The organism is Luteococcus sp. (assembly GCF_043424415.1).
In the GTDB taxonomy this organism is placed as follows: domain Bacteria; phylum Actinomycetota; class Actinomycetes; order Propionibacteriales; family Propionibacteriaceae; genus Luteococcus.
The window spans coordinates 1-15752 of record NZ_JBHWOO010000002.1; the positions used below are offsets into that span (position 1 = coordinate 1).

Here is a 15752-nt window from a genome sequence, read left to right on the forward strand (position 1 = left end):
GACAGCAGCTGGGTTGCCCAAGGGGTTCCCAGCGATGCGGTGCACCTGCAGGGGCCTGCCGTCAGGATGCCGTCGAATCCCGAGACCTGTGGGCAGCTCGATGTGGTCCTTGCCGATCTTGGGCTGCCACAGCGCTGCTCCGACGTCGCCGATTCGACGATCACCCAGGTGGCGGAGGTGAACAATCCCTGCTTCGTCATCGACCACCCGGACCACACGTCGACCCTGGTGCTCTCGGGCTGGAACTGCGTCGACGACGAGTGCACGGAAGACCGGCTGAAGGACTCAGCCGCACAGGCTGCCTCGCAGTCTCCGGGCTGAGGCCGATGGGCCATACTGGCGCCATGTCCACCGATGCCGCCGCAGACTTCATCGGCTCCTTCGCCGATTTCATCACCGCCTCGCCCACCAGTTACCACGCAGTCGCCCAGATGGCCGAGCAGTTGCGGGGTGCCGGCTTCGAGCAGCTCGACGAGAGCCAGCGGTGGTCGCAGGTGCAGGGGAGCCAGTTCGTCGTGCGCGACGGCGCCCTGATCGCATGGACCATCCCCGAGGATGCCGACGCCACCTCGGGCTTCCGCATCGTCGGCTCCCACACCGACTCGCCGAGCTTCAAGCTCAAGCCCAACCCCACCAGCACCACCGCGGGCTGGCAGCAGGCCGGCATGGAGGTCTACGGCGGGCCGCTGAACAACTCCTGGCTGGACCGCGAGCTGGGCCTGGCGGGGCGGCTGGTGACCCTCGACGGCGAGGTGACGCTGGTGCGCACCGGGCCGATCGCCCGCATCCCGCAGCTGGCCCCGCACCTGGACCGCACCGTCAACGACCAGCTGAAGCTGGACCGCCAGCAGCACCTGATGCCCTTCTACTCGCTCGACCCGCAGCTCGACATCGAGGACTACCTGTGCCGGGCGGCGCGCATCGACCCCAGTGAGCTGGCCCACCACGACGTCTACGCCTTCCCGACCGAGGCGCCGATGGTCTTCGGCCCCGACAGCGAGTTCTTCGCCGCCTCGCGCATGGACAACCTGTCGAGCGTGCACGCCAGCCTGCAGGCCCTGCTCGACGTGGAGGTGGGCCACGACGTCGCCGTGCTGGCGGCCTTCGACCACGAGGAAGTGGGCAGCGCCACCCGTTCGGGCGCGTGCGGCCCCTTCCTGGAGGACATGCTGGTGCGCATCGCCGAGGGGATGGGCGCCACCGGTGCGGCCTACCGGGCGATGCTGGCCCGCTCGTCGTGCCTCAGTGCCGATGCCGGCCATGCCGTGCACCCCAACTATGTGCAGATGCACGACCCGAACAACCATCCGCAGCTCAACGGCGGCCCGCTGCTCAAGATCAACGCAAACCAGCGCTATGCCACCGACGGCATCGGTGCGGCGCTGTGGAAGCGGGCCTGCGAGCAGGCCGAGGTTCCCACGCAACCCTTCGTCAGCAACAATGCGGTGCCCTGCGGCTCCACCACCGGCCCGCTGACGGCGACCCGTCTGGGCATCATCACCGTCGACGTCGGCATCCCGCTGCTGAGCATGCACTCGGCCAGGGAGCTGTGCGGGGTGGAGGATCCCTGGTACTTCAGCCGGGCGCTGGGCGCCTACTGGGCCGGTGCGTGATGAGGGCGCGCACGCTGGCCGAGCGGGCGATGGGTCCGCTGAACCGCGGGCTGTCGGTGCTGCTTCCGGGCCGCACCTGGGACAAGCAGATGGCCGAGCTGGCCGCGCAGGGTCGGGTGAGCTGGGGCCGTCACAGCTACGGCACCCCCCACCCTGCACACCTTCGAGGACGACCCGACGCGGCTGAGCGTGGGTGCCTTCTGCTCGATCGCCAAGGAGGTGTCGATCCTGATGGGTGGTAACCATCCCACCGATCGCGGCACCACCTACCCCTTCCGCATCATGTGGAACCTGGAGGGAGCCCACGACGGCTTCCCGTCGAGCAAGGGCGACATCACCATCGGCAATGACGTCTGGCTCGGTTTCCGCTCGACGGTGGTCTCGGGCGTGACGATCGGTGACGGCTGCATCGTGGCCGCGGGAAGCCTGGTGACCAAGGACCTTCCGCCGTACACGATCTGCGCCGGGGTGCCGGCCCGGCCGCTGCGGGCGCGCTTCGAGCCCGAGGTGGTCGACGAGCTGCTCGAGCTGCGCTGGTGGGACCTGCCCGACGAGGTGGTCCGCGAGCTTGTGCCGGTGCTCTCCGGCGACGACGTCGAGGCCCTGCTGGTGGCACTTCGCCGGGCGCGGGCGGAGCACCCGCTGGCCTGAGGCCACCCCTGCGGGCCCGGCCGCATGCATCGGCCGAGCCCGCCAGGGCGCTGTCTCAGGGCTGGACGAGGATGCGGATGGGATTGCCCTCGCGGCTCTCGAGCATCTTGATGCCGCGCTCCACCTCGCGCAGCGGGACGACGGCCGAGATCGACTCCGACAGGTCGAGGCGCTTGTAGGCCACCAGCTCGGCCAGCATCGCGATGTCCTGCACCTTGTAGCCCAGGTGCCCCATCACCTGCTTGCGCCGCAGTCCCACCTCGTTGAAGGTGCCGATGTTCATCTCCTGGCCGCTCAGGCCGACGCTGACCAGCTTGCCGTTGACGTCGAGAGTCTTCATTGCCTGGGCGGTGGTGGCCGAGATGCCGACTGCGTCGAAGGCGACGTCGATCATGCGGCCCCCGGTGGCCTGCTCGATCTTGGCAAGCAGGTCAGGGTCGTCGGCGCGGAAGGCGAAGTCGGCGCCCAGGCGGGTGGCGCGCTCCAGGGCGGCGTCGTTGATGTCGACGGCGATGATCGGCACCGCACCGGCCAGCTTGGACAGCTGCGCGATGTGCGTTCCCACTCCACCCAGGCCCCACACGCCGACGGCATTGCCCAGGTGCACCTTGGCGGTGCGCACCACGGCGCCGAAGGGGGTGGAGACAGCATCGGCCAGGATCGCGGCCTGGTCCATCGGCACGCCGTCGGGCACTCGGGTGAGCCCGGTGGCGTTCACCACCAGGTACTCGGCCCAACCGCCGTCGAAGTCGAAGGCCATCAGCTGCAGGTTGAGGCAGTCGGCGAAGTTGCCGCGGCGGCAGTTGCGGCAGGCCAGGCAGGCGCGGCCCGCGCTGGGGATCACGGCATCGCCCTCGGACCATCCGGTGACGCCGGGGCCCAGCGCGTCGATGTGGCCGCTCACCTCATGGCCCTGGGTGACCACGGGAATCCGGGCCGGGAAGTTGCCGTCGATCAACGACAGGTCGGAATGGCAGATGCCGCAGTAGGCCACCTTGATCCGCACCTGCCCCGGGCCTGGGGTGGGGATGGGCAGCTCCTCGAGCGTGATCTTCCTCTCGTCGGCGTAGAAGCGTTCGGCGAGCATCGTGCGGGTCATGGAGCCTCCTGGAGATCGGGGGTCGCGTCGTCGTCGGCCCTGTGTCACCGTTCTACCGCGACCCTCGGATGCTCGCCGATCGGGTGTGTGGATCCTCGGCCGATCCTCAGCCCCCGAAGCCGCTCCTGGGCGAGACGTCGTCTGTGTAGCCCTGCATCGAGTCGGTCTGCAGGGCCGTGGCGAGCTTCTTCAGCTGCGGCTCGCTGACGTTCACGATGGCCATGCCGTGCGGACCCGGGCCTGCCGAGGTCCACGGGGCGGTGTGCATGGTGAGGCGTTCGCCGTTGACGTCGTCGAGACTCTGCGCGAGCTTCTTCAACTCGGCAGGCGGCAGGGAGTCGTCCACGACGACGTTCTCGGCGGTGACGTCGATCAGCTTGCTGGCCTTGGAGGCGCTGTCGACGCCGCTGCGGCCCAGGTACTCCATCATGACGGCGCGAATGAACTGCATCTGGCGCTGGCCACGGGAGATGTCGCCCTGGCCGAGGCTCTTGCGCTCCCGGACCCACTTGAGGGCCTCGTCGCCGTTCATCCGCACGCGCTGGCCGTCGACGGGCAGGTTGACCCCGCCGAGGGCGTCGACCATGTTCCTGAAGCCCTCGAAGTCCACCGTGGCGACGTGGTCGATGGGCACGCCGAGCAGCGGCTGCAGGGTCTGCACGAGCAGGCCGGTGCCGCCGCTGGCGTAGGCGGCGTTGATCTTGTTCTTGCCCTGGCCGGGGATGGTGACGTAGTAGTCGCGCGGCACGTGGATCAGGTCGACGCGCTTGCGGTCGCTCGAGATGTGCGCGACGACGATGACGTCGCTGCGGGCGCTGCCGCCGTCGGCCTTGTCGGTGCCGACCACCAGGAAGTTGAGGGCATTGCCCGCGCTCGCGGCCCGGCTGGGCTGGGCGGCGGCATTGCTCTTGACGCCCATCAGGTACTCGCCCTTCTGGTCGTCGCCCATCTTGGGCAGCGCGGTGCCGTCGAGCACCAGCAGCGGCCTGGTGCGGGAGTCGACGACGCGTCCTTCGGCATCGACGTGCAGGGTGGAGGCGTCGATCGGCTGGCCCTGGTCGTCGGCGAGGACCTGGCCCTTCGGGTCGACGAGGTTGCCCTGGTCGTCCTGGGGGACGACGAGCGCGGCGGCCTGGGTGCTGGGCAGCAGGCCCTCCTGCTTGACGTTGTTGTAGGCGCTCTGCTGGCGGTAGACGTAGTAGCCGCCGCCAGCCAGTGCCAGGACCAGCAGACCGATGAGGGCGATGAGGAGCGGGCGCGGTCGGCGGGGGGCTGCCGTGCCGGTGGGGGAGTCGGACGTCATAGATCGGATTCTACGGCTGGGCCTGGCTCAAGGCCGGATTGACCCCTTGTGCGGCACACCATCGGCCGAAAACCATTGAATCCGATATGGTGGCCGTGCTGCATAACTTGCCGGGGGGCGAGGACATGCTGCTTCTCGGGGGAGAAGACCCCGGCCCTGCGGGGCCTGTCCGTCCGGCGTGGCCCACCATCGTGCGCGGGACGGTTCAGTCCTTGCGTCACGAGAAAGCAGAACCCATGAACCCCCGCGTCCTGGTGATCTACGGAACCCGCCCCGAGGCCGTGAAGGTGGCCCCGCTGGTGCGGGCGATGCAGCAGACCTCCGTCCTGGAGTGCGTCACCGCCATCACCGGCCAGCACCGAGAGATGCTCGACCAGGTCAACGAGGTCTTCGGCATCGTCCCCACCCACGACCTGAACCTCTTCGAGCCCGGCCAGAGCCTCAACAAGCTCTCCAGCAAGGTCTTTGCCGCCATGGACGAGCTGATCACCCAGGTGCAGCCCGGCGCCGTCGTCGTCCAGGGCGACACCACCACCGTCGCCGCCGCCGCGATCGCCGGCTTCAACCGTCGCGTCCCCGTCGTCCACCTGGAGGCCGGCCTGCGCTCGGGCGACATCGACTCGCCCTTCCCCGAGGAGGCCAACCGCAAGCTCGCCGGGCAGGTGGCCCGCCTGCACCTGGCCCCCACCCACGAGGCCCGCAAGAACCTGCTGGCCGAGGGCGTGCCCAACGAGCAAATCGTGGTGACCGGCAACACCGTCATCGACGCCATGCTCAAGACCGCCGAGATCGATGCCAGCTTCGACGACGAGCGCCTCACTCGCGCCGTGCAGGAGGGGCGACGCATCATCGCCCTGACCGTGCACCGCCGCGAGAACCTGGGCGAGCCGATGAAGGCCATCGCCGCCGCCGTCAGCCGCATCGCCCAGCGCTACCCGGATGCGGTGGTGGTCTTCCCGATGCACCGCAACCCGGCCGTGCGCGAGGTCTTCGTGCCCGTGCTGGAGCAGCACCCCAATGTCATCACCATCGAACCGCTCGACTACGTGCAGTTCATCCACCTTCAGAAGGCCGCCCACCTGGTGCTCACCGACTCCGGCGGCGTGCAGGAGGAGGCCCCCAGCCTGGGCAAGCCCGTGCTGGTGCTGCGCAAGAACACCGAGCGCCCCGAGGCCGTCCACGCCGGCACCGTGAAGCTGGTCGGCACCGACACCGAGCGCATCGTCAACGAGGTGGCGCGCCTGATGGACAATCCGATCGCCTACGAGGAGATGGCCCACGCCGTCAACCCCTATGGCGACGGCCTGGCCGCTCGGCGGGCGGTGGCGGCCATCGAGGAGCTGCTCGGGGTCGGCACGCGCGTGGCCGACTTCGTGCCGGAGCTGGCGGTTGAGGTTGAGGAGCTGGACCTGCAGGTGCAGAGCGGCGTGAGTCTGAGCTCGGCGATGGCTGTGGCGTAGAAGTGAGTTTCATCTGGAACCCCCGTCGCAGGAAAGAGGCAGCGCCCACCAACGTCCGCACTGAATTGAGTTCCTAAGGGAAGTCAAGCTGCGGGGAGGCTTCTAGGCTGGACGGCGACGGGCCGTGGTGGTGGAGCGCTTGGCGACTCCTGAGACACCCGGCCCGTCCTCTTCTTCAACCGTTGGCTCGTGCGTGTCTGGCGGCGGGCCTGACGTTGGCCGGGTTCGACCTGGTGCTGGGCGGCGATGATGGCCTTGCCCTGTTCTACGGTCAGGATCGTGCCATCGAGGTCACGGATCTGGTAGGGCTGCCCAGCCCGCCAACAGGACGCGATCCGGGTCAGCAGCGTGGTCGCGACATGACAGATGGCCGAGTCATGGTGGCGGCCCGCGTTCATCAATCTCACGTACTTCGCGGCGAGTTGGGGGGCGATCCGGCGGGCCATGTCCGCGGCCTGCCAGATCGATTCCCGCAGCAGGGTGTCACCGGCCTTCGTCACGCCGGCGTGGTGCTCGCTGGTGCCTGACTGCGACACCTTCGGGACCAGCCCGGAGTAGGACCGGACCGCGGCCAGTGACGGGAAGCGGGTCACGTCCCCGACCCGTCCGGCGATCACCGCTGCGATGAACGGACCGACCCCGGGCGCCGAGGCGATGACCCGGTCGGGGTCCTGGGCCTGGTAGAGCTCCGCGATCCGGGCGTCCAGGTCGCGGATCTGGCTGCCGAGCAGCAAGGCCTGTTCGGCCTCGATGGCGATGTCGAGGCCGAGCTGGGTGAAGTCGATCCCGTCACCGTCCCAGAGGTCCAGCGACGCCTTCGCCGCGTCGATCAGCTGGACTGCCTTGTCGTGGTTCCACTGGCCGTGGGAGTAGCGGCGCAGGAACTCCGCCAAGCGCCTCAGCCCTAGCCGGAGCAGGATCGTGGGGTTGGCGTAGTGGGCCAGCAGGTGCAGCGAGGCGTTGCCGAAGTCGGCGCCGAGGGCCTCGTACCAAGCCGGGCCGAGCAGTTCGAGTAGCGCGTCGAGCCGGGCGAACACGGCCGAGCGACGCTTGACCAGCGACGAGCGGTGACGGACCGCGCGACGCAACGGCTCGGCCGGCCCCGCGGAGCGGTGGTCGGCCAGGCCCTCGGGATGGAGCAGCGGGAGCCGGGCCAGCAGACGAGAGTCCAGCCGGTCGTTCTTCGTGTGTTTCGAGTAGTACTGGCGCAGGTCGGAGGACTGGCTGGTGGGGACCAACACGATCCTGCAGCCGTGGCGTTCGAACCAGGCCGCGACCGGTGACCAGGCGTTGCGGGTGGGTTCCATCACGACCGTGAGCTGCGTGGGGTCACAGTCGATGTCGTCGAGCAGGCGTTCCAGCTCGGCGGGTCGGGTGAAGAAGGTGCGGCCCGTCCAGATGATCGTGCCGTCCGGCGCGGCGAGTGAAGCGACGTGGGCTGCTCGGCAGGCCAGGTCGATGCCCAGGGTCCATCCCATCAGGTGCCTCCTATGGCAGTCGGGACCAACTGGCTCGATCAAGGCATCCGGTATCGCCCAGACATTCCCAAGTAGGAGTCCCGACCCTTCAGCGGTCTGGCTCCGCGTTCCCGAACAGAGACACCGTCCTCATCGAGCAGCCCCTGCTGGTGGCCTCTCAAAACAAAGGGATCACCGTGTGTCCCAGCCGCTATGACAAGACCCACCAGCAGGAGCACAACCAACCTAAATGGCGCTGGCCGATCTTCGGCGCGAAGTCGCTGTTCTTCGCGGTGAGGTGGAGACCCTTCGGGGGCGTTTGGCGACGGTGAAGCGCGAGAAGGCCTACATCCCAGCCTTCTGCACGGTGGCGGACAGCGCGGTCATCGCGCCAGAAGTGACCATCTGGGCCAGTGAGACGACCCCTGTCAACGTCGGTGAGCGCACAAAGATCAGCCGAGGTGCCGAAATCCTTGGGCCGGTCAGCGTCGGTGACAAGTGCTTCATCAACCGGGACTGCTACATCCGTCCCGGAACCACCATCGGTGACGACATCTCCATCGGCCCCTTCGTGAGCTTCATGTCAGATGGACATGAGATCGGGCCGGCTCGTCACCGCGCTGGCACCAACGTTACCCGTCCGATCGTGGTGGGTGATGGGACCTGGATTGGCGGTGGGGTGACCGTTGTGGGTGGGGTCACGATCGGGAAGGGATGCGTGGTGGCCGCAGGTGCAGTGGTCACGTCGGATGTCCCCGACAATTGCCTGGTGGGCGGCGTGCCGGCGAAGATCCTTCGCCGGCTGGACGGACAGGAGTCATGACAGCCGATCAGGCCGCTCCACGTGGAAGATGCAGGACAAGTTCCCTTGGAGGTGGTGAAGCCGCCCTGACCAGGTCTGGATCCAGTCGTCCGCGATTTCCCGTTCGTCGGGCCGGTCGGTGTCGTCGATCGCAACCGTTGCCGTCGTGGCCAGATGGTCCACAACGAAGGGCAGCGCGTGTCGGCGGACCTTCGGCTGGAGCGAGCCCAGCGGTCCGTCGACGAAGACCAAGTCGATGTCACTCCTCAGGGGGATTGCAGATCGGTCATACCAAGGGCCCCCTTCCTGGTTGACGATGGGTGCATGGACCAGAGTGGCGCAGTCCGACACTCCAAACGTGTCCAGGTAGGTGCGCGTGATGCCGATGAAGTGGTCGTCGTGGTCGATCGATATGACGTGTCCGCCAAACTTCTTCGCGAACAGGGCGAAGTAGAGCGTCGACACACCCCCGCCGAAGTCGTAGACGAGTGGTTGCTCCACAGTGGTCAGGTGGTCGAGCATTGCAGCGAGAGTGGTGTAGTTGGCAGCCCACCCGCCAGCCGCTGGTGTCATTCGATGTGGTTCCAGCAGGCGATGGATGAAGGTCTGTGCCTCGACTTCCTGAGGAATGAGATAGAGGCTTCTTCGGGAGACACCCTCCATCCGGTTGAGGATGCGAAGCAGGTCCTTGTCGTCCATGTCAGTCCTCCAGTGAGAGCGCCCGACCGGGCAGCTCGGCAGACAGGCCCGTCGTGAGCAGCAGCTCTCGAAGTGAGTCGGAGACGGCCATCGGTATGTGCAGGCGAGAGACTCCCAGATCCTCGGCGAAGAGCACGGCGCAGCCCAGGGTCACCTCGGCCCGACGTGCATCGTCCTGTGCAGCTGCCAATAGCCAGGCATTACTCGGTACCACCTCGCCATGCGGGTCGCGGTGCGCGCCGAATCTTTGGTCGGAGCGGGGGAATGCGATCTGGAGGGCACCGTTGACCTGCCCGCCGGAAGTGCCAATCGTGGAGACGGCCACCGTCCGGATGCCCTTGGCGATGGTCTTCGCATACTGGTCGATGCCTGTGCACTGCACCCGGATGGGTTGCGCCGCGTCGGCGATCGCTTGGGCCACGGCGGGGGAGGTCCATTCCCCAGCAGTGAAGGTTCCGGAGATCCAGGGTCGGAAGAGGAGGAAGCTACCCACTGCCAGTCGTTCGGGGTGCAGCGTGCGCGGTGCACGATCGAACAGAGCCTGATTCACCGGTGGAACTCCGTCGTAGTCCTGTTCCCTTGCGCACACCGCCCAGGTTCCGAGGGTGGTTGTTGCGGTCGTGATGATCATGCTTCGTCCTTCGGGTGAACCAGGTCATGGGCGATGCGGATCGCCTCGGTCGCAGGAGCGAGCCAGCGACGAGGCTCAGCGCCGTCAGGCAAGGTGCAGTCCTCCACCTCGCACGCGTGGAAGGGCATGGAACTTCCGGCAGTGTGCAGGATGACATCCTCCCCGAGCCTGCTGGGACCGCTCTCGAGCACGGAGCATCCCGTTCCGAGCTCGGCCATCGCCGCCACCAGGGCCATGGCTTCGACGGATTGGGCCGCCGTCGTCGGTGGCTGCTCCACGCCCATGGCCACGTCGATCGCCTCGTGGGGAATGGTCCCCTTGCCAGAGGCAAGATCTGCCCAGGTGGCATCGTCGAGGCTGACTGCATGGAGCCGAACACCGTTCGGAAGTTCGACGAAGTCGACGTCTGTCTCCTGGGCAGTGAGTTCGGTGATGTGGTGGATCCTGCGGCGCACAAGGTGGTCGGGCAGGTAGGCCGCGAGGCTGGCTTGCAGGGTCAATCCCTCCGCACACCCGGGCCAAGGGATTGCGGTCCCTGCCTCCTGCGCGGCCAAGGTGTCGGCGACAGACAGGGGATAGGTGAGCTTCTGGTAGGCCAAACGTGCGTTCTCGACCTGCTGGCGCGGATCTCGCGCCGTGACACCCCCTGGGTGAATTCGCCTCAGGGCCATGACGTGGGTGGTGTGTTTCCACACGACGCCAGAACGCAGAAGGCGCAGGGCGATGTCATTGTCCACGCCACTTGTCAGGGTCTCGTCGTACCCGAGGGTTTTCAGGAGGTCGGCGCGCACCATCCAGGTGCTGTGGCCGGGCGCGCTCCCGCTGACGACCGATGTTTCGGGCGTCATCTCCTTGGTGGCGTAGAGAGCCATCTCACCCGTGACGTCATCGAAGTTCACGAAGGAGCCGAATGTGGCATGGACGCCGGGTTCCAGGGCTGAAAAGTGCTCTTCGAGACGCCACGGGGGTGCGATGTCGTCGTCGTCGAGCACGGCGATGTATCGACCGCGCGCAATCCTGCTGCCGTGGTTGCGGGCTGCCGCGATGCCGGCATTCTCCTGGCGAGCATGGACGATGCGGGGGTCAGTGAGCGTGGCGAGCCATTCGGGGGTTTCGTCGGTCGACCCATCATCGATGATGACGACCTCGAAGTCCTGCACAGTCTGCGCGAGGACGGAGTTGACCGCGTCCTGCAGCATGCTGCACCGGTTGTGGGTACTGATGACGACACTGACTGCAGGGGCGTGTCCCGGTAGAGGGTGGCCCCAGTGCGTCAGGTTGCGTACGTGGGTGGGGTCGGTCTTGACGATCTCCTTGTTGCGCGCAATCTGGGCGCTGTCCTGTTCGGACAGTGCGTGTCGCTGGGCTGAGGAGGGATGCCACATGTGCAGCAGGCTTCCGTTGGGACCGTCGAGCCAATGGATGCGGTAGCCGGCCCTGCGGAGTCTCTGTGAGAAGTCGTTGTCCTCGCCACCGTAGGTGACCAGACGTTCGTCCCAGCCCCGCAGTCGGTCGTAGGCCTCGCGCGGGGCCGCGGCAAGGCCCATGCCCCACCGCTCTCGGCGTGTGGCTTCGAATCGGAGGGTCGCCCATTCGGTTCCCCGCTCGCTGATGGCCTGGTCGTCCCACTGTTGGGGCAGGTCCAGACACGTGAGGAAGACGGCGGTGGTTCCGTCGTCGAGGATGTCGACGACGTCGTCCAGACAGTCCGGGGGGATGAGCATGTCGGCGTCGGAGGCGAGGATGTGACGTCCCGTCGCGAGTGCGGCTCCGGCGTTCATCGCCCGAGAGCGGGACCAAGGGCCGTCCGTCTCGGTGCGCACGAGCCGTCCACCGGCGCGGGCGACGACTTCGGCGAGGTCGGCGAACTCGGGATCGTCAAGATTGGTGCCATAGTCCGAGACGATCACCTCGACCGAGTGTCTCCTTGCGGCCGCCAGTGCAGTCTCGATGGAAAGCTGGACTCGGCGAAGTCCCCAGTCGCGGAATGGGATGACAACGGAGAGGTCCATGTCAGCCCTCGTTCTCAATGGTCATGCTGGTGATCCAGGAATGTTCCCGAGTCGCTGGGTGCACGATGACGGCTGGGCCGAGCAGATGGGAGTCGAAGGACTCCCGTGAGGGCCAATGAATGACGTCGAGGGTGATGGTCTCGACAGCCTCGGCGAACTCCAATCCAGCGTCGATGGTGCGACCGGCCGGTCCTTCGGGCACATAGAAGTAGTGGGCATGGACGCCCTCACTCCAGTTGAGTCCGGCAGTGGGTTCGACCACGGTGCCATGGGCATTGCGTGCGGTGACCTTCGCAAGGAAGTCACGTAACTGACGCTCGATTCGTGGAGCAAAGACCAGACGCATGGGTGTACCGGGAGGCAGATTGACGGTGCCGGTCAGGGGCACGGCATGCTCCTTTGTCGCAGTGCGCGAGCGCACACGTTCAGAATCACCCCCCGGTGGCGCTGAGTCTAGGGGAATGCTGCCGAGTACTCGTGCGACGCACCGGAGCAGGTTCCTCGGCATCGAGTGAGGGCGAAGGATCAAGGCGCAGCACATGAAATCCTGACCTGCATCAGAGCGCCTCCGATGCACGAAGGCGTGAGGACCCTAGAGTCGCCGCCATGCGCAGAATCACAGTCGCTTCGGTTGTGGCAGTCCTCTTGCTTCCCAGTGTTGGCCTCTCGGGTTGCTCTTCCGCCGAAAAGGCTTCTCCGGCGGCCTCGGTCGCCGCATCTCCATCCTCGCAAGTTATCGAGGGGAAGGGCGTCACGGTGGCGCTGTCGGAAGGTTGGGCCCCGCCGGAGCTGCGCCCCGGCATGGAGGCCCGAGCCTACCGCCGTGATGGCAACAAGTCTGGCAATTCCTTGGTCGTGACCCGCACGGAGCTCGACGACAAGACGACTCTGGCACGCGTTGCGAGCTGGGTCATGCCAGCGTTGCAGAAGGCGGGTGCCAAGGACGTGAAGCAGGAAGTCTCCACGCCGTTCGCAGGCGAGATGGCGGCCACCTATTCCGGCATCGTGAAGGGCACAGGGATGGACCTGCGTCAGGTTCGCTTGGTTGTCGGGCATGATGCCACCGCATGCCTGGTGATACTCGCTGGCAGGTCGAACCTCACCACAGAACAGGTGATCGCTGAGAATTCGCCGCTCATTGAGGCATGGAAGTGGGCTTGAGCCCGGATTTTCGGCCATTGACCACGATGGGAACCATGTCCAAGCCCCTCAACCTTGTGATCCTCGGTAGCTGCGTGACGCGCGATGCCATCGAACTGCTGGGCGATCGCCCATGGGAACTTAACAAGTATATGGCCCGTACTGGACTGGGGAGCTTCTTCGGCCCCAGGACGAACAGTGTCCACCCCGACTTTTCAGTCTTTTCGTCGTCCTTCCGGCGTCGAACGGTTGAGGAGGACCTGACCAAGGCAGGTGCTGCTTGGCTAGAAAACGCGGACTTCGACATCCTGATCTACGACCCGATCGACGAGCGCTACCCGATGGCCGTCTTTCCTGACGGGGGAGTGTGTACCCTGTCAGCCGAATTTTCCGAACTGGCGGTGCCGGCTAGTTCCTACCGCGAGGTTCCGGCGGGCTCAGAGGAGTTCTGGGACGCCTGGACGCGGGGGTGGGACCAGCTCGTCGGGATGCTCCGTGAGCGGAACATGGTGGACCGTCTCCTGGTTCACCATGCTCCGTGGACCACTCGGATTTCAGGAAGCGACTCCGTCAGGTTCGACCAACCAAGGATTCACAAACACAACGAGTGGATCGATCGCGCCATGGAGCACGTCCGGTCCACGATCCCTGCGGAGCAGGTGATTCGGGTCGACGAGCGGCTGCACCTCTCCGACCCGGACCACAAGTGGGGCGCCACGCCGTACCACTACATCGAGGACTACTCGCACGACCTGCTGCGCAGGATCGACGAGTCTTCGCACGTCATCGAGGTCCTGGGTGAGAGTCAGCAGACGGTGACCGGCGTGAGCACCCACGACCTTGGCGTCGACAAGAGGGAAACGCTTGACCAGTACTTGGCACGTCCCACCGACATGGTGGGTCCTTGGAGAGAGATCCATCAGCCCTTGGGCGACGGGCTCTTCCTCGACGGATTGCTGGCATACCGAGATGATGGACTTCCCACGGTTGTCCTCCTCCCATCCGCGCAGAGTCTTGCTTCGCGACGAAATCCTCTCTATGTACGAAATTCTTGGGTGGATGAATTCTTGGAGGCGAATGTCATCGTCCTCAGTGACCCCGGTCTCTATGTTGCCGACGAGGTATTGGGCTCCTGGTTCGTCTCGGAGGATGTCCCCGTGGCCGACCGTGTAGCAGCGGCCTTGATGTCGATTCACCGGGCTTGGAACGGAACTGATCGGGGTCTCGTCTTCTATGGCTCTGCCATGGGGGCCTTCGAAGCGGTCCAGCTGGCCGGACGGGTGCCCGGTGCGGTCGCCGTGGCCGAGATTCCACAGACCGACTTGCGCACCTATACCGATCCCGATGCGCTGGCCGGCGTGGCGATCTGCGCTGGTGGCAAGTCAGTCTATGATCCCTCGGTGGAGACTCAGGTCGACATGGCGAGCTACCTGCGGTCCTTGGAGTGTCTGCCCCGCATCCATTTCGTCACCAATGTGTTCGACCCGACCTATGCAGACATCAAGCTCATGGCGGACGAGTTTGGTGGCGCTGTCGGAGAGGATGACGATGCAGTCGTCCTGACGGTCAGCCGCTCCGTACGAGGACATGTTCCCATGCTTCGCCCGGAAGCTGCACAAATCGTCCGGGGGGAGATCACCCGGCTGCAGGAGTCGAATTCAGCTGCAGCGCCTTTCAGGCCACATGGCAGAGTCAACGAACAGCTCTTCCGGGGCCGCCTCACCATCCGAGACATTGTTGCGTTCAGTCTTCCGGTTCCGATGCAGAGTCTTGTTCTGCTTGGCCAGATGGAGAGTGGCAACATCAATCCGCACTCAGCCCTGATCTCGTTGGAGCTGCATGGCGAAGGAGATGTGGAGGTCGACACTGCCATGGAGGAGGCCCACGGCGTGGTTCGCTCGCCATCTCCCCACGTGGGGTGGTTCAGCTACATGAACACGCGCCCGGGGCTGCAGACGACGGAGATGCCGGTGACGCTCCCTCCGGGGGTCACATGCACCGGAGTGAGGATCATCCGCTGGGCCGGGGGAGACCTCGATCCCGACCTGCTGTCGCTGGCGGTCCGTGGGGTCGCCGCCGCTCAACCCGAAAGCAAGTGACATGGGAGATCTCCTGACCGGGGCGCCGCTGGAAGACCTCGCGGAGTTCACCAGCGACCCGACCGTTCGGCCCGGCCCATGGCGACGCCTGCATGAACCACTGGGCGACGGCATCTTTCTTGACGCCCTTCTGGCCTTTCGCGGGGAAGGGCTTCCAATCGTGTGCTTCCTGCCGTCAGCCCTGCACCCGGACAACCACAACAACCCGAGTTTCATGCGGCACTCGTGGGTGGACTCACTGGGTGGCGCAAATGTGATGGTCGTCAGCGACCCCCTGATCTATGTGAACGATTCACTGGAAGGTGGATGGTTGCTGCATCCGGAGGTCGATGTGCTCGGTGGAATCGTCGATGCCGTTCGCGCCGTGATGGCGGGTTGGTCGGTGTCGGCCGAGCGAGTGCTGTTGTACGGGTCGTCGTTGGGAGGGTTCATGGGAATCCAGATGGGGCCGCACCTGCCAGGCTGTCGGGTGGTTGCTGAGAACCCGCAGATCGATTTTCGTCTGTTCCCCAACGAGCGAGCAAAGCGCGCGGTGGAGGAACACCTTCTGAGGACCTCCTTGGATGACTGGCACACCAGGCACCCCGAGCAGATCGAGGCCGACAGGTATCTGGCCCGGGCGGGACATGTGCCGCACCTCCGCATCGAGGGTGTCAGATGGTTTGTGTAAGGGGTGGCTCCTGACAAGGAAGCAGACACACTGATGACCATGACCACCAAGGAAGACCGTGAAGACCGGCGACGTGCCCAGAGGGAAGGCGTCGCCGCGCTGGAGGCCTCCGGTGC

15 protein-coding genes are annotated in these 15752 nt (G+C 66.0%); 8 read left to right on the forward strand and 7 right to left on the reverse strand.

All coding sequences use genetic code 11. From position 1 onward, the window contains the following. The 3 genes from ACHFFZ_RS00015 to ACHFFZ_RS00025 form a co-directional block, all read left to right on the forward strand. Positions 1 to 321 (forward strand): hypothetical protein (locus ACHFFZ_RS00015; protein ID WP_394274615.1); only part of this gene is annotated, 321 nt, incomplete at its 5' end. Positions 322 to 344: 23 nt separating this feature from the next. Next, positions 345 to 1613: a M18 family aminopeptidase gene (locus ACHFFZ_RS00020; RefSeq protein ID WP_394274616.1), complete on the forward strand. Its 1269-nt coding sequence runs from the start codon at positions 345 to 347 to the stop codon at positions 1611 to 1613. 189 nt (positions 1614 to 1802) lie between these two features. Beyond that, positions 1803 to 2264 (forward strand): CatB-related O-acetyltransferase, encoded by a 462-nt coding sequence (locus ACHFFZ_RS00025; protein ID WP_394274617.1) that lies wholly within the window; start codon positions 1803 to 1805, stop codon positions 2262 to 2264. 55 nt (positions 2265 to 2319) lie between these two features. Here ACHFFZ_RS00025 and ACHFFZ_RS00030 read toward each other — a convergent pair whose 3' ends face one another. Continuing rightward, a complete protein-coding gene (locus tag ACHFFZ_RS00030) occupies positions 2320 to 3363 on the reverse strand; it encodes a zinc-binding dehydrogenase (protein ID WP_394274618.1) in 1044 nt (347 codons plus the stop codon). A 106-nt stretch (positions 3364 to 3469) separates the two neighbouring features. After that, positions 3470 to 4666, reverse strand: coding sequence for an LCP family protein (locus ACHFFZ_RS00035; protein WP_394274619.1), 1197 nt, complete (start codon positions 4664 to 4666; stop codon positions 3470 to 3472). A 236-nt stretch (positions 4667 to 4902) separates the two neighbouring features. Between ACHFFZ_RS00035 and wecB the strand changes: the two genes are divergently transcribed. After that, a complete protein-coding gene (wecB, locus tag ACHFFZ_RS00040; protein ID WP_394274620.1) occupies positions 4903 to 6126 on the forward strand; it encodes a non-hydrolyzing UDP-N-acetylglucosamine 2-epimerase in 1224 nt (407 codons plus the stop codon). An 83-nt stretch (positions 6127 to 6209) separates the two neighbouring features. On the opposite strand, the gene ACHFFZ_RS00045 is transcribed toward wecB, so the two are convergent. Next, positions 6210 to 7604 (reverse strand): IS110 family transposase, encoded by a 1395-nt coding sequence (locus tag ACHFFZ_RS00045; protein WP_394274621.1) that lies wholly within the window; start codon positions 7602 to 7604, stop codon positions 6210 to 6212. 229 nt (positions 7605 to 7833) lie between these two features. On the opposite strand from ACHFFZ_RS00045, the gene ACHFFZ_RS00050 reads away from it, so the two are divergent. Further along, positions 7834 to 8406, forward strand: coding sequence for an acyltransferase (locus ACHFFZ_RS00050; RefSeq protein WP_394274622.1), 573 nt, complete (start codon positions 7834 to 7836; stop codon positions 8404 to 8406). Here ACHFFZ_RS00050 and ACHFFZ_RS00055 read toward each other — a convergent pair. From ACHFFZ_RS00055 to ACHFFZ_RS00070, 4 genes are read right to left on the reverse strand one after another with little or no spacing between them, the layout of a single operon-like run. Continuing rightward, the gene (locus tag ACHFFZ_RS00055; protein WP_394274623.1) at positions 8401 to 9084 is read right to left on the reverse strand and encodes a class I SAM-dependent methyltransferase; all 684 of its coding nucleotides are present in this window, start codon (positions 9082 to 9084) and stop codon (positions 8401 to 8403) included. The two genes, ACHFFZ_RS00050 and ACHFFZ_RS00055, sit on opposite strands and share 6 nt — an antisense overlap. A gap of 1 nt (position 9085) precedes the next feature. Next, positions 9086 to 9715 (reverse strand): hypothetical protein, encoded by a 630-nt coding sequence (locus ACHFFZ_RS00060; RefSeq protein WP_394274624.1) that lies wholly within the window; start codon positions 9713 to 9715, stop codon positions 9086 to 9088. Continuing rightward, positions 9712 to 11727 carry a glycosyltransferase gene (locus ACHFFZ_RS00065; RefSeq protein ID WP_394274625.1) on the reverse strand — a complete coding sequence of 672 codons (2016 nt, stop codon included), beginning with the start codon at positions 11725 to 11727 and terminating at the stop codon, positions 9712 to 9714. Before ACHFFZ_RS00065 ends, ACHFFZ_RS00060 begins: the two co-directional genes overlap by 4 nt. Before the next feature lies 1 nt (position 11728). Continuing rightward, positions 11729 to 12115 (reverse strand): hypothetical protein, encoded by a 387-nt coding sequence (locus ACHFFZ_RS00070; protein WP_394274626.1) that lies wholly within the window; start codon positions 12113 to 12115, stop codon positions 11729 to 11731. Positions 12116 to 12333: 218 nt separating this feature from the next. Between ACHFFZ_RS00070 and ACHFFZ_RS00075 the strand changes: the two genes are divergently transcribed. The 3 genes from ACHFFZ_RS00075 to ACHFFZ_RS00085 are packed head-to-tail and all read left to right on the forward strand — an operon-like array spanning position 12334 to position 15636. Then, complete coding sequence (locus ACHFFZ_RS00075) at positions 12334 to 12888, forward strand: hypothetical protein (protein ID WP_394274627.1); 555 nt, start codon at positions 12334 to 12336, stop codon at positions 12886 to 12888. Positions 12889 to 12923: 35 nt separating this feature from the next. Continuing rightward, positions 12924 to 14966: a DUF6270 domain-containing protein gene (locus tag ACHFFZ_RS00080; RefSeq protein ID WP_394274628.1), complete on the forward strand. Its 2043-nt coding sequence runs from the start codon at positions 12924 to 12926 to the stop codon at positions 14964 to 14966. A 1-nt stretch (position 14967) separates the two neighbouring features. After that, positions 14968 to 15636: a hypothetical protein gene (locus ACHFFZ_RS00085; RefSeq protein ID WP_394274629.1), complete on the forward strand. Its 669-nt coding sequence runs from the start codon at positions 14968 to 14970 to the stop codon at positions 15634 to 15636. Positions 15637 to 15752 lie beyond the last annotated feature (116 nt).

What these genes read in the sequence shown, in the direction of transcription:
- ACHFFZ_RS00020 (WP_394274616.1), top strand. Translation starts at nt 345, where the DNA reads ATGTCCACCGATGCCGCCGCAGACTTCATCGGCTCCTTCGCCGATTTC.
- ACHFFZ_RS00030 (WP_394274618.1), bottom strand. Translation starts at nt 3,363, where the DNA reads ATGACCCGCACGATGCTCGCCGAACGCTTCTACGCCGACGAGAGGAAG.
- ACHFFZ_RS00035 (WP_394274619.1), bottom strand. Translation starts at nt 4,666, where the DNA reads ATGACGTCCGACTCCCCCACCGGCACGGCAGCCCCCCGCCGACCGCGC.
- wecB (WP_394274620.1), top strand. Translation starts at nt 4,903, where the DNA reads ATGAACCCCCGCGTCCTGGTGATCTACGGAACCCGCCCCGAGGCCGTG.
- ACHFFZ_RS00045 (WP_394274621.1), bottom strand. Translation starts at nt 7,604, where the DNA reads ATGGGATGGACCCTGGGCATCGACCTGGCCTGCCGAGCAGCCCACGTC.
- ACHFFZ_RS00050 (WP_394274622.1), top strand. Translation starts at nt 7,834, where the DNA reads ATGGCGCTGGCCGATCTTCGGCGCGAAGTCGCTGTTCTTCGCGGTGAG.
- ACHFFZ_RS00055 (WP_394274623.1), bottom strand. Translation starts at nt 9,084, where the DNA reads ATGGACGACAAGGACCTGCTTCGCATCCTCAACCGGATGGAGGGTGTC.
- ACHFFZ_RS00060 (WP_394274624.1), bottom strand. Translation starts at nt 9,715, where the DNA reads ATGATCATCACGACCGCAACAACCACCCTCGGAACCTGGGCGGTGTGC.
- ACHFFZ_RS00065 (WP_394274625.1), bottom strand. Translation starts at nt 11,727, where the DNA reads ATGGACCTCTCCGTTGTCATCCCATTCCGCGACTGGGGACTTCGCCGA.
- ACHFFZ_RS00075 (WP_394274627.1), top strand. Translation starts at nt 12,334, where the DNA reads ATGCGCAGAATCACAGTCGCTTCGGTTGTGGCAGTCCTCTTGCTTCCC.
- ACHFFZ_RS00080 (WP_394274628.1), top strand. Translation starts at nt 12,924, where the DNA reads ATGTCCAAGCCCCTCAACCTTGTGATCCTCGGTAGCTGCGTGACGCGC.
- ACHFFZ_RS00085 (WP_394274629.1), top strand. Translation starts at nt 14,968, where the DNA reads ATGGGAGATCTCCTGACCGGGGCGCCGCTGGAAGACCTCGCGGAGTTC.